The organism is Rubrivivax benzoatilyticus JA2 = ATCC BAA-35, assembly GCF_000190375.1.
GTDB classification, from domain to species: Bacteria; Pseudomonadota; Gammaproteobacteria; order Burkholderiales; family Burkholderiaceae_C; genus Rubrivivax; species Rubrivivax benzoatilyticus.
The window spans coordinates 25268-37363 of record NZ_AEWG01000049.1 but is presented as its reverse complement, the minus strand read 5'-3'; the positions used below and the strand labels follow the sequence as shown (position 1 = coordinate 37363).

At 72.5% G+C, this 12096-nt stretch carries 13 protein-coding genes and 1 pseudogene; 9 read left to right on the top strand and 5 right to left on the bottom strand.

Annotated elements, in window-relative coordinates; all coding sequences use genetic code 11:
- The 8 genes and pseudogenes from RBXJA2T_RS05540 to RBXJA2T_RS05505 form a co-directional block, all read left to right on the top strand.
- Positions 1–372: pseudogene (locus RBXJA2T_RS05540) on the top strand (lipopolysaccharide assembly protein LapB); the annotation flags it as partial.
- A 4-nt stretch (positions 373–376) separates the two neighbouring features.
- The gene (gene msbA / locus RBXJA2T_RS05535; RefSeq protein WP_009856348.1) at positions 377–2131 is read left to right on the top strand and encodes a lipid A export permease/ATP-binding protein MsbA; all 1755 of its coding nucleotides are present in this window, start codon (positions 377–379) and stop codon (positions 2129–2131) included.
- Positions 2128–2871, top strand: a complete 744-nt coding sequence (locus RBXJA2T_RS05530) for a polysaccharide deacetylase family protein (protein WP_009856347.1) — start codon at positions 2128–2130, stop codon at positions 2869–2871. The genes msbA and RBXJA2T_RS05530 overlap by 4 nt, the downstream gene beginning before the upstream one ends.
- Positions 2872–2882: 11 nt before the next feature.
- Positions 2883–3935, top strand: a complete 1053-nt coding sequence (locus RBXJA2T_RS05525; protein ID WP_009856346.1) for a glycosyltransferase — start codon at positions 2883–2885, stop codon at positions 3933–3935.
- Positions 3932–5032, top strand: a complete 1101-nt coding sequence (locus tag RBXJA2T_RS05520; protein WP_009856345.1) for a glycosyltransferase family 9 protein — start codon at positions 3932–3934, stop codon at positions 5030–5032. The genes RBXJA2T_RS05525 and RBXJA2T_RS05520 overlap by 4 nt, the downstream gene beginning before the upstream one ends.
- Positions 5029–6114: a glycosyltransferase gene (locus RBXJA2T_RS05515; RefSeq protein ID WP_009856344.1), complete on the top strand. Its 1086-nt coding sequence runs from the start codon at positions 5029–5031 to the stop codon at positions 6112–6114. The genes RBXJA2T_RS05520 and RBXJA2T_RS05515 overlap by 4 nt, the downstream gene beginning before the upstream one ends.
- Positions 6111–7148 (top strand): polysialyltransferase family glycosyltransferase, encoded by a 1038-nt coding sequence (locus RBXJA2T_RS05510; RefSeq protein WP_009856343.1) that lies wholly within the window; start codon positions 6111–6113, stop codon positions 7146–7148. The genes RBXJA2T_RS05515 and RBXJA2T_RS05510 overlap by 4 nt, the downstream gene beginning before the upstream one ends.
- Complete coding sequence (locus tag RBXJA2T_RS05505; RefSeq protein WP_009856342.1) at positions 7145–7921, top strand: hypothetical protein; 777 nt, start codon at positions 7145–7147, stop codon at positions 7919–7921. Before RBXJA2T_RS05510 ends, RBXJA2T_RS05505 begins: the two co-directional genes overlap by 4 nt.
- A 221-nt stretch (positions 7922–8142) precedes the next feature.
- Here the strand turns inward: RBXJA2T_RS05505 and gmhB are convergent, their stop codons facing one another.
- The 4 genes from gmhB to RBXJA2T_RS05485 form a co-directional block, all read right to left on the bottom strand.
- Positions 8143–8766: a D-glycero-beta-D-manno-heptose 1,7-bisphosphate 7-phosphatase gene (gene gmhB / locus RBXJA2T_RS05500; RefSeq protein WP_081467592.1), complete on the bottom strand. Its 624-nt coding sequence runs from the start codon at positions 8764–8766 to the stop codon at positions 8143–8145.
- A complete protein-coding gene (locus RBXJA2T_RS05495) occupies positions 8763–9239 on the bottom strand; it encodes an adenylyltransferase/cytidyltransferase family protein (RefSeq protein WP_009856340.1) in 477 nt (158 codons plus the stop codon). Before RBXJA2T_RS05495 ends, gmhB begins: the two co-directional genes overlap by 4 nt.
- Before the next feature lie 67 nt (positions 9240–9306).
- On the bottom strand, positions 9307–10257 hold the full coding sequence (gene rfaE1 / locus RBXJA2T_RS05490) for a D-glycero-beta-D-manno-heptose-7-phosphate kinase (RefSeq protein ID WP_009856339.1): 951 nt from the start codon (positions 10255–10257) through the stop codon (positions 9307–9309).
- An 80-nt stretch (positions 10258–10337) separates the two neighbouring features.
- Positions 10338–10907 (bottom strand): D-sedoheptulose-7-phosphate isomerase, encoded by a 570-nt coding sequence (locus RBXJA2T_RS05485; RefSeq protein WP_009856338.1) that lies wholly within the window; start codon positions 10905–10907, stop codon positions 10338–10340.
- Positions 10908–11139: 232 nt separating this feature from the next.
- On the opposite strand from RBXJA2T_RS05485, the gene RBXJA2T_RS05480 reads away from it, so the two are divergent.
- On the top strand, positions 11140–11454 hold the full coding sequence (locus RBXJA2T_RS05480; protein WP_009856337.1) for a ComEA family DNA-binding protein: 315 nt from the start codon (positions 11140–11142) through the stop codon (positions 11452–11454).
- A gap of 49 nt (positions 11455–11503) precedes the next feature.
- On the opposite strand, the gene RBXJA2T_RS05475 is transcribed toward RBXJA2T_RS05480, so the two are convergent.
- Positions 11504–12013 carry a hypothetical protein gene (locus RBXJA2T_RS05475; protein WP_009856336.1) on the bottom strand — a complete coding sequence of 170 codons (510 nt, stop codon included), beginning with the start codon at positions 12011–12013 and terminating at the stop codon, positions 11504–11506.
- Between the last annotated feature and the right edge of the window lie 83 nt (positions 12014–12096).

Below are 12096 nucleotides of genomic sequence, written 5' to 3'. Positions count from 1 at the left end.
GGCGAGGCCTGCGGCCGGCTCGAGCACGTGCGCGACCAGCTCGCCAAGGCGCTCGAGCGCAGCCCCAGCCTGGACGTGCTGCAGGCGCTGGGCCGGCTCGACCCGGCGAGCCAGCCGCGCCGCCTGGCCGACAGCCTGCGCCAGCAGCCGAGCCTGACCGCGGCGCATGCGCTGCTCGCCACGCCGCCCCAGCCAGCGGCCGGCGACCCGGCGGCGCTGGAGCTCGTCGAGCAGGCGCTGGCGCGCGCCGCGCGCCCGCTGCACCGCTACCGCTGCGCGGCCTGCGGCTTCGAGGCCCACCAGTACTTCTGGCAGTGCCCGGGCTGCCTCAGCTGGGACAGCTACCCGCCGCGGCGGGTCGACGAAAGCTGAGCCCATGAACCAAGACAACTCGTTCGCGCTGTACCGGCGGCTGCTGCAGTACGTCCGGCCCTACACGAAGGTCTTCGTGCTCGGCGTGCTGGCGATGGTCGTCAACGCCGCCGCCGAGGCTTCGGTCCCGGCGCTGTTGAAGCAGCTGATCGACGGCAGCTTCGTCGAGAAGGACCCGAAGCTCGCGCACGTGATGCCGCTGGCGCTGGTCGCGCTGTTCGCGGTGCGCGGCCTGTCCGACTATGCCCACACGGTGGCGCTCAACAGCGTCGCCACGCATGTCGTGCTCGATCTGCGCAACGCGGTCTTCGCCCGCCTGCTGACCCTGCCGCTGGCCTTCTTCGACCGCCAGCCCTCGGCCGTGCTGATGTCGCGCCTGACGCACAACGCGCAGCAGGTCAGCCCGATCATCACGATCTCGCTGATCACGATCGTCAAGGACTCGCTGACCGTCGTCGGCCTGCTCGGCTACATGCTGTGGCTGAACTGGAAGCTGTCGCTGCTGTTCTTCACCGTGCTGCCGGCGATCGGGTGGGTCATCCGTTCGGTCGGCCGCCGGCTGCGCCGCTACAGCCACGCGCAGCAGGACTCGGTGGGGGCGCTGTCGCACGTCGCCGACGAAGTGCTGGGCGCCCAGCGCGAGATCAAGGTCTTCGGCGGTCAGGACTACGAGCAGCGGCGATTCGCGCAGGTCGCCGGCCTGCTGCGCCGCTACACGATGAAGTCGGTGCGCACCTCGGCGGCCAACGGCCCGCTGGTGCAGCTGATCGCCTCGCTGGCGCTGGCCGGGATCATCTACTACGCGACGCTGGCCTCGCAGAGCAACAACCTGACGGTCGGCGGCTTCGTCTCGTTCTTCGGCGCGATGGCGCTGCTGCTGGGGCCGCTGAAGCGGCTGTCCAACGTCAACGAGACGCTGCAGCGCGGCCTCGCGGCGGCAGCCTCGCTGTTCGAGATCCTCGACGCCGAACCCGAGCGCGACGAGGGCACGCGCACGCTGGGCCGCGTCAGCGGGCACCTGCGCTTCGAGGACGTGGTCTTCCGCTACCCGAACACCGAAGGCAACGCGATCGACCGCGTGACGATGGAGATCGCCGCCGGGGAGTCCGTCGCGCTGGTCGGCGCGTCGGGCAGCGGCAAGTCGACGCTGATGTCGCTGATCCCGCGCTTCTATGCGCCCGACGGCGGCCACATCCTGCTCGACGGCGTGGACACCCGCGAGGTGCGGCTGGCAGACCTGCGCGCCAACATCGCGCTGGTGACGCAGCACGTCGTGCTGTTCAACGACACGATCGCCGCCAACATCGCCTACGGCGCGCCCGGCGAGCCGACCCGCGAGGACATCGAACGCGCCGCCGAGACCGCGCACGCGATGGAATTCATCCGCGAGCTGCCGCAGGGCCTGGACACCCAGATCGGCGAGAACGGAGCCCGCCTGTCCGGCGGCCAGCGCCAGCGCCTGTCGATCGCACGCGCGCTGCTGAAGGACGCGCCGATCCTGCTGCTCGACGAAGCCACCTCGGCGCTGGACACCGAGAGCGAACGCATCGTCCAGCAGGCGATCGACAACCTCAAGCGCGGCCGCACGACGGTGACGATCGCGCACCGGCTGTCGACGATCGCCAACGCCGACCGCGTGATCGTGATGGACCAGGGCCGCGTCGCCGAAGTCGGCACGCATGACGAACTGCTCGCCCGCGGCGGGCTGTACCACAAGCTGCACCTGATGCAGCACCGCCAGAGCGAGATCTCCGAATGAACACGGCCCCGCTGAAGACGCCGCCGGCCGAGCCGCCGCTGTCGGTTCTGATGTACCACCAGTTCGGCCACTTCGCCCGACCGAAGGCGCATCGCGCGCAGTTCTGCGACAGCGCGCGCTTCGGTTCGCAACTGGCCTATCTGCGCCGCATGGGCTTCGACGTGATGTCGCTGGAATCCGCGCGGCAAGCGCTGTTCGAGGGCGCCGCGCTGCCGCGGCGCGGCGTCGTGCTGACCGTCGACGACGGCTACCAGAACTTCGCCGACCACGCCTGGCCGGCGCTGCAGGCGCAGGGCATGCCGGCGACGGTGTTCATCGTCACCTCGCTGGTCGGGCGCAAGTCGGAGTGGCTGCAGGGCTTTGCCGAGCAGCCGCCGCTGATGGACGCGCCGACGCTGCGCCGCCTGCGCCGCGAAGGCGTGCATTTCGGCTCGCACTCGCTGACGCACCCGCGCCTGTCGCGCCTGGCCCCCGAGCAGATGCGCGCCGAGATCTTCGACAGCAAGGCCGCGCTCGAGGACCTGCTCGGCGAGGCGGTCACCGACTTCTGCTATCCCTACGGCGACTACGACGAACGCGCACGCGACTACGTGCGCGAGGCCGGCTACCGCACCGGCCTGACCTGCATCCGCGGCAAGGCCAACGGCGCACGTTCGCCGTTCGACATTCCGCGCAAGGCGATTTCCTGGGGCGACAACCTGCTCGGTTTCGCCTGGAAGCTGCACTTCAAGCACGACTGAACACCGCCCCGATGCGCATCCTGCACGTCCTGCACAGCCACGGTTACGGCGGCGCCGAGAACCACTGCCTGATGCTGATGCGCGCCCAGCGCGCCGCCGGCCACGAAGTCGAGTTCGCCGGGCCGCTGGATTCCTGGATCGGCCGCGCCTGCGCCGAGGCCGGCATCCCCGCGCACCACGTCGCGATGCACGGGCTCTACGACCTCGTCTCTCACTGGCGGCTGCGGCGGCTGGTGGCGCGGCTGGCGCCGGACATCGTGCACGGCCACCTGATCCGCGGCGCGGCCTACGCGGCGCGCGCGCAGCACGGCCACCGCGGCTGCGTCGCCGTCTGCACCGCGCACGCGACCACGGCGCGCAAGCACATGGGCGGTTGCCGGCACGTGATCGCGGTCTCCGCCGCGGTACGCGACAACGTCGTCTCCGGCGGCCACGCCGCTGACGCGGTGTCGGTGGTGCATCACGGCGTGCCCGACGTGCGGCGGCCCGATCGTGCGGCGCTGCGACGCGAGCTCGGCGTGCCGGAAGACGCCTTCGCTGCCGTACACGTCGGCCGCTTCGTCCGCGACAAGGGCCAGGACCTGCTGGTCGAGGCCTTCCGCCGACTGCCTCCGCAGCTGCACCTGGTGATGATCGGCGACCCCTCGACCGAGTTCGGCCGCCAGGTGCAGGCACAGGCGGCGGGCGACCCACGGCTGCACTTCGCCGGCTACCGCGGCGACGCACCCGACCTGCTGGCGGCCTTCGATGCTTTCGTGCTGCCTTCGCGCCGCGAGGCGCTGTCGCTGGCCATCGTCGAGGCGATGGCCGCCGGCCTGCCGGTGGTCGCCGCGGCGGTCGGCGGCGTGCCCGAGATCGTGCACGACGGAGACAACGGACGGCTGGTGCAGGCCGAGGACCCATCGGCGCTGGCCGATGCGCTCGCGGCGCTCGCCGCCACGCCCACGGATGCCGCGGCGATGGGCCGCCGCGGCCGCAGCCGCTACGAGGACGCGATGACCCTGGAGAAGATGGCCGAGCGCACGATCGCGGTCTACCGTGCCGTCCGAGGAGAGCGAGCATGAGCCGGCTGCTGCCGCTGAAGCTGCCCGCCGGCCGCCCGCCGCGCATCCTGATCGTGCGCCTGAGCGCGATCGGCGACGTCGTCATGGCCTCGGGCCTGATCCGTTCGCTGCGTGCACGCTGGCCCGACGCGACGATCCACTGGCTCGTCGAGCCGCCGGCGGCGCCGCTGCTGGCGCACAACCCGCGCCTGGACGGCGTCAAGACGATGCCGCGCGCCGTGCTGCAGCAGCTCTGGCGCGAGCGCCGCCTGGGCGCGCTGGCCGGCGAGGTGCTGGCCCTGCGCCGCCGGCTGCGTGCCGAGCGCTACGACCTCGTGCTCGACGCCCAGGGCCTGCTCAAGAGCGGCTTCTGCGCCTGGCTGACCGGCGCGCCGCAGCGTGTCGGGCTGCGTTCGCACGAAGGCAGCCAGCACCTGATGCACCACCGCGTGTCGCCACCCGCCGGCGCCGACCGCCGCATCGGCAGCGAGTACCGGGCGCTCGGCGTCGCGCTCGGCGCTGCCGAGTCCGACTTCCGCCTGGACCTCGCCGTCGGCGCGGCCCCGCGCGAACGCGCGCGCGCCGCGCTCGCCGAGGCCGGCGTCGCCGGCCGCTGGGTCGCGCTGTGCCCGTTCACGACGCGGCCGCAGAAGCACTGGTTCGAGGACCGCTGGGCCGAGCTGGCCCAGGCCTTCGCGGCGCGCGGCCTGCAGCCGGTGATCGTCGGCGGCCCGGGCGACGTGGACGCCGCGGCGCGCATCGCCGCACTGGCGCCGGCGGCGGCCAACCTCGCCGGCCGGCTCAAGCTCGACGAGACCGTCGCCGCGCTGGCCGAGGCCGCGCTGCTGGTCGGCGTCGACACCGGCCTGACGCACATGGGCACGGCGCTGGACGTGCCGACCGTCGCGCTGTTCGGCTCGACCCGGCCCTATCTCGACGCGGCCACGCCGCGCACCGTCGTGCTCTACGACGCGCTGCCGTGTTCGCCCTGCCGCCGCCGCCCGAGCTGCGCCGGCCGCTTCGACTGCATGCGCTCGCTGGAAGTGCAGCGCGTGTTCGACACCGCGACGCGGCTGGCCGACGGCACCCCGACCCTCCCGATCCTCCCCGTCTCATGAAGGTTCTCCACGTCGAGGCCGGCAAGCACCTGTACGGCGGTGCGCTGCAGGTCGTGTTCCTGGTGCGCGGGCTCGGTGCCGAGGGCGTCGACAACGTGCTCGCCGCGCCGCTGGGCAGCGCCGTCGCCGAGGCGGCCGCGCCGCACGCGCGCGTCGTGCAGATCGAGATGGGCGGCGACGCCGATGTCGGCATGCTCGGCCGCCTGCGCCGCCTGATCCGCGCCGAGCGCCCGGACGTCGTGCACCTGCACAGCCGCCGCGGCAGCGACCTCTGGGGCGGCCTGGCGGCGCGCCTGGAAGGCGTGCCGGTGGTGCTGAGCCGGCGTGTCGACAACCCCGAGCCGCGCGCCTGGGTCGGCCTCAAGTACCGGCTCTACGACCGCGTCGTGACGATCTCCGAGGGCATCTTCCGCGTGCTCGAGGCAGAGGGCGTGCCGCGCACCAAGCTGCGCTGCGTGCCGAGTTCGGTCGACGTCGAGCAGTACCGGCCCGGCCGCGGCGAACGCGCCTGGCTGGAGGCCGAGTTCGGCCTCGCGCCGGACGAGCTGGCGGTCGGCATGGCCGCGCAGTTCATCGCCCGCAAGGGCCACCGCACGCTGCTGGCGGCGCTGCCGGCGGTGCTGGCGGCGCACCCGCGCACGCGTTTCCTGATCTTCGGCCAGGGGCCGCTGCGCGAGGCGATCGAGAACGAGGCGCGCGCCGCCGGCTTGGTCGACCGGGTGCTGTTCCCGGGCTTCCGCCAGGACCTGCCGCGCGTGCTGCCCAACCTCGACCTGCTGGTGCACCCGGCCGAGATGGAAGGCCTGGGCGTCGCGCTGCTGCAGGCCGCGGCCTGCGGCCTGCCGATCGTCGCCGGCCGCGCCGGCGGCATCCCCGAGATCGTGCTGCCGGGCGTCAACGGCGAGCTGATCGAGCCGGGCGACACCGCCGCGCTGGCGCGCCACCTGAACACGCTGCTGGGCGACGCCGCGCTGCGCGCGCGCTACGGCGCGGCCGGGCGCGAGCACGTCGTCGCGCGTTTCTCGGTGGCGGCGATGGTGCGCGGCAACCTGCAGGTCTACCGGGAGATCGCCGCACGATGACACGCTGCGCCGTCTACTTCGTCGCCTCGCCGCTGCAGTATCTGGCGGCACGCCAGATCGCCGCCCGGCACGAAGCCGACGCGCGCCAGGTGCTGGTCTGGTACAAGCCCGGCGTCGGCCCGGTGGTCGTCGCCTCCGACTGGGACGCCGCGGCCTACATGCCGTGGCCGCGCATCGAGCCGCTGCCGGGGGCCTTCGGCGCCCATCGGCGGCTGCTGGCGAACCTGCGCGAGGTCGCCGCGCTCGTCGGCCGCTGCGACGAGCTGCATCTGCACAGCGCCGTCTTCGACACCGAGGCGATCAACTACTTCCTGCACGCGCTGCCTCGGTTGTGCGGCGCGCGCACGATGCACGCGCGCATCCTGCCCGATGGCGTCATCAGCATGCGCCGCTACCCGCTGAGCGGCGGCAAGCGCTTGCTGCAGCACCTGCGCCGCCTGCGCGGCCTGATCGCCCCGCAGCTGCGTTACCGCACCTTCAGCGGCGACCGCATCGGTTCGGACGCACCGTTCTGCGACCGCATCTACGTGCTGCCGGGGCTGCCACACGAGTACCCGGCCGACAAGGTGGTGGTGCTGGATCCACTGGTCGGGCGCGCCACTTCGGACGAGGCCGCGCCACGCCGCGCGCTGGTCGTCGGGCAGCCGGTCGTCGGCGCCGGGCTGATGAGCGCGGCCGATGGCGAGCGCCTCGCCACCGCGATCCACGCATGGCTGCAGCGTCAGGGCTTCGACGCGGTCGACTACCGCCCGCATCCCAAGGATCCGCACCGCGAGATGTTCCATCCGGACTACGCGCTGCTCGCGACCGACCGGACGATCGAGGAGTGGATGCAGTCGCACCGCTATGCGGCGGTCGTCGGCGCGCGCTCGACGGCCCTGCTGTTCGCGCGCCAGATCTACGGCCCCGAGACGGTGGTGGTGGGTTTCGGCTGGGAGCGCATCCAGTTCAAGTCGACCGACGAGCGCAAGACGATGACGAAGGCCTTCCTGGAACTCGGCGTGCGGCTCGAGCCGCTGGAGGGCACCGCATGACGGCGCCGGTGCACTTCGTCTGCGTGACGATCGGCCGGATGGACGGGATGGCCGAGCTCTACCTGTCGCGGCTGCACGGCATGCTGCAGCGCCACGTGCATCGGCCGTTCACGCTGCACTGCTTCAGCGACGTGGCGCGGCAGGTGCCGCCAGGCGTCGTGCTGCACGACTGCAGCGAATGGCGGCGCTTCGTCGGCCCGTCGGACCACGTCACCTGCCACAAGCTGTGCCTGTTCGCGCCGGAACTGGTCGGCCTAGCGGAGTTCTTCTACCTCGACCTGAGCATCGTCGTCCAGCAGGACCTCGACGACTGGCTGGCCCGCTCGCTCGGCCGCGCAGAGGACCTGCTGATCGTCGACGACTGGAACTACGACTGCTACAATTCCAGCGTCATGCGCATCCGCCCCGGTGCGATGCGGGCGGTGTTCGACGACTTCGCCGCCGGCGTTCGCCACCCGGCCCGCGTGCCGGGCGACCAGGACCAGATCCACGCCGCGGTCGCCGCCCACGGCCTGTCGGCCCGGGTGGGCCTGTTCGATGCCGCCGACATCGTGAGCTACAAGACACTGCGCCGCCTCGGCCGACGCCGCCCCGGCGAAGCCAAGCGCGCCTTCGCCGGCGCGCTGATCGTCAAGTTCCACGGCCGGCCCAAGCCGCACGTGGCGCTCAGCTGGCCGTACCACCTGCTGCGCGTCGTGTTGCCGCAACTGCCGCTCGGCGGCGCCGGCTATCTGCCCTGGAGACGGCTGCGCCGCGAGTGGAACGGCCGCTAGCTGTCGAGTTCCAACAGGTTGCTCATGGCCGGGATGCGGCTCATGGGTCGCCGTCGGTTGAACGCGGAGTGGTCTGGACGAAGCACTCGGCCTTGCCGTTGGTGTTGGGCGTGTACGCGCGTGTTCGCACATGTCGGATGCACAGTCCGTCGTAGGCCGATCACTGCACGCAGGACCGGGAGTGCGGAATGGCGACGCCCGAGGCGATCTGACGCCCCGGTTCAGCGCGCCGGGGTGATCAGGCCCGATTCAACGGCGTGCGCCAGCGACGACGCAACCACGCCCGCGCCCTTGTACGCCTCGCCTGGCGCCAGCACCCGGATGGCCCGCCCGACGCCAGCCGCGTCGGCGGCCTGCAGGTCCGAGTCCTTGTCGCCAACCAGCACCGAGGCCGCCAGGTCGATCGTCAGCTCGCGTGCCGCGCGCAGGATCATCCCCGGCGCCGGCTTGCGGCAGTCGCAGTCGCGCGCGTAGGCCGCGACCGAGCCCTTCGGGTGATGCGGGCAGTGGTAGACGCCGGCCAGCGGCGCGCCGGCGGCGGCGAGTTCGGCCTTCATCCGCGCCGTCAGCGCCTCGTAGTCGGCCTCGGTGTAATAGCCCCGCGCGATGCCCGACTGGTTGGTCACGACGACGAGTTGCCAGCCGGCCTGGTGCAGCCGGCGCATCGCGTCGACGGCGCCGGGCACGAACTCGAAGTCCTCCCAGCGCCCGACGTAGCCGTGATCGACGTTGACCACGCCGTCGCGGTCGAGGAAGACGGCGCGCGCGCGCTGTGGGGCACTGTCCGGCCTGGCGGCCGGTCCCGCCTGGCGGGAATGGGCCCCGAACGAGTCCTGCGGGCTCATGTGCCGGCGCGGATGCGTTCGACGAGCCGCGTCGTCGAGTAGCCGTCGACGAAGGGCAGCGCCAGCGCCGTGCCGCCCCAGCCGCGCACCAGCCGCGTCTCTTCCAGCGTCTCGATGTCGTAGTCGCCGCCCTTGACGTAGACGTCGGGGCGCAGCTCGGCCAGCAGCGCCACCGGCGTGCGTTCGTCGAACCAGGTGACGAGCGACACCGATTCCAGCGCCGCCAGCACCAGCGCGCGGTCTTGCTCGCCGTTCAGCGGCCGGTCCGGGCCCTTGCCCAGACCACGCGCCGAGACGTCGCTGTTGACGCCGACGACCAGCGAGCCGCCGAGCGCACGCGCACGCTCCAGGTAGCTGACGTGGCCGCGGTGCAGCACGTCGAAGACGCCGTTGGTGAACACCCACGGCCGCGGCAGCGCCGCCAGCCGCGCCGGGGCGTCGGCGCGAGCGCAGAGCTTGTCCATGAAGCTCATCGGGGCACCCTTCGGCCTTGCGGCCGGTCCGCCAAGCGGGACTGAGCCCCGGACAAGTCCTGTGGGCTCATGCGAACAGCTCGTCGTAACCGACGCTGGCCGTGCCGAAACGGCCGACGACGATGCCGCCGGCGCGGTTGGCCCAGGGCATCGCGTCGCTTGCCGGCAGGCCGGCGGCGATCAGCGCGGCCATCGTCGCGATGACGGTGTCGCCGGCGCCGGTGACGTCGAAGACCTCGCGGGCGTCGGCGTCGACGTGGCGCTCGCCCTGGGCGTCGTACAGCGTCATGCCTTCTTCGGAGCGCGTCAGAAGCAGCGCCGCCAGCCCCAGGCGCTCGCGCAGCGCACGGGCGCGTTCGCGCAGCTCGTCCTCGCTGGCCCAATGGCCGACGACCTGCGCCAGCTCGGCGCGGTTCGGCGTGATCAGGTCGGCACCGGCATAACGCGAGAAGTCGCTGCCCTTGGGGTCGACGAGCACCGGCTTGCCGGCCTCGCGCGCCATCGTGATCATGCGGCCGACGTGGGCCAGCCCGCCCTTGCCGTAGTCGGAGAACAGCACCGCGTCGTGGCCGGGCAGCTCGCGCTCGAAGTCGTCGAGCAGCTGCGCCAGCACCTCGTGCGTCGGCTGGTTCTCGAAGTCGATGCGCACCAGCTGCTGCTGGCGGCCGATGACACGCAGCTTGACGATGGTGCGCAGCTGGGCGTCGGCGCCGAGCACGGCGCGAACGTCCTGGGCCTCGAGCAGCGTGCGCAGCCGGCGCGCGGGCTCGTCGTCGCCGACGACGGTCAGCAGCGTCGCCTGCGCGCCGAGCGCACGCACGTTCAGCGCGACGTTGGCGGCGCCGCCCAGGCGCTCCTCCTCGCGGTTGACACGCACCACCGGCACCGGCGCCTCGGGCGAGATTCGGTCGACGGCGCCGTGCCAGTAGCGGTCGAGCATGACGTCGCCGACGACGAGCACGCGGCACGCCGCCAGCGCCTCGCGCGCCGGACGCGGCCAGGTGGCGGTGACGCTCACTGATGGGCTCACTGGGGCACCCTTCGGACTGGCGGCCGGTCCCGCCGAGCGGGAATGAGCCCCGGACAAGTCCTGAGGGCTCATGCCAGCCCCAGCTTCTGTTCGACCAGCCCGCACAGCGTGTGGCCGATCAGGATGTGCGCTTCCTGGATGCGCGCGGTCGTCGTGCTCGGCACGACGATCGCCTGGTCGCAGCGCGTGCGCAGCGCGCCGCCGTCGCGGCCCAGCAGGCCGATCGTCGTGAGGCCCAGTTCACGCGCAGCGTCCACGGCGCGCAGCACGTTGGCCGAGTTGCCCGAGGTCGAGAGGCCCAGCAGCACGTCGCCGGCACGGCCCAGCGCGCGCACCGGACGCACGAACACGTCGTCGAAGGCGTAGTCGTTGGCGATGCTGGTCAGCGCCGAGGTGTCGGTCGTCAACGCGATCGCCGCCAGCGGCCGGCGGTCGTGGATGAAGCGGCCCGTCAGCTCGGCGGCGATGTGCTGGCTGTCGGCGGCCGAGCCACCGTTGCCGCAGATCAGCAGCTTGCCGCCGGCCTCGAGCGCACGCGCGATCGTGTCGCCGGCGCGTTCGACCTCGGCGTCGAGCGTGTCGAGCCGAGCGAACAGCGCCCGGTGCTCGGCCAGGTTATGGGCAAAAAGGGAAGTCATCTCGGGAGGTTCACCGTCTCGCGCCGCGGTGCGCGGCGGCGGCGGAGACTATAGCCGGCCACCCCCGGCCGGCGGGGTGCCGCGGCGCAAGCGATCGCCCTGCACGGGGCACCGCTCGGAGGCGCCCCGCGGAGGGATGCGCGCCCCCCGCGGGCTCCGAAGAATGCGCCCCGTGCACCGTCGGCATGGGGCCGGCGGGCCACGACGGCACCTGGTGCCGAGGGAGCCCTCCATGAAGCGATTCCTGCGTCCCGCCGCCGCACTGCTGTTCGCGGCCTTCGCCTTCAACGCCCATGCCGCGGTCGACGCCAACCAGGCCAGTCAGGCCGAGCTCGAAACCGTCAAGGGCATCGGCCCGGGCCTGTCGGCCAAGATCCTCGAGGCGCGCATGGCCGGCGCGTTCAAGAGCTGGGCCGACATGGTCGACCGCGTGCCCGGCATCGGCGCGGGCAACGCCGCACGCTTCTCGCAGGCCGGGCTGACGGTGGCCGGCGCCGGCTGGAGCGGTGGCGATGCCAAGGACACCAAGCCGGCGAAGGCGAAGTGAAGAAGTGCCGGCGCGTGCCGCACCGCACGCGCTGGCGGAGCCGCCTGGGTCAGCCCTGCGGGCCGCGATGGCCGTCGCGGGGCCCGGGCGGGCCGCGGCGGTCGTCGCGCCGGTCATGGCGGTCGTCGCGGCGATCGTCACGGCGGTCGTAGCGGTCGTCACGGCGATCGTCGCGGCGCTCGTAGCGGTCATCGCGCCGGTCGTCGCGCCGCTCGTAACGCACCTCGCGCGCCGGCATCACATGGCTGCGATACCAGCGGTGGTCGACGAAGTACACCGGCACGCCGCAGGCACCGTAGTCCCGGCAGTGCTTGCGCCAGTTCTTGCGGTGGCCCGGCGGGACCCACATGTAGACCGGCTGCGGCGCCACGGCGACCGGCCGGCCGATGATCACCGGCTGCGCGACGATGACCGCCGGCTGCGGATAGCGGCCGATGTCCACGCGGCCGTAGATGCCCGGCTGGCTGATCTCGACCGACACGCCGACATTGGTGGCCTGGGCGGGTGCGCCCACCAGCGCCAGGATGCTCAGGCAGGCGCTCGCGATCGTCTTTCTCATCGGATCTCCAGACAGTGTTTCACGAGAACCTAACGCTGCCTGCCGCACGGCGGATGTCAGACAAGGCCGCGCGAAACAAACCC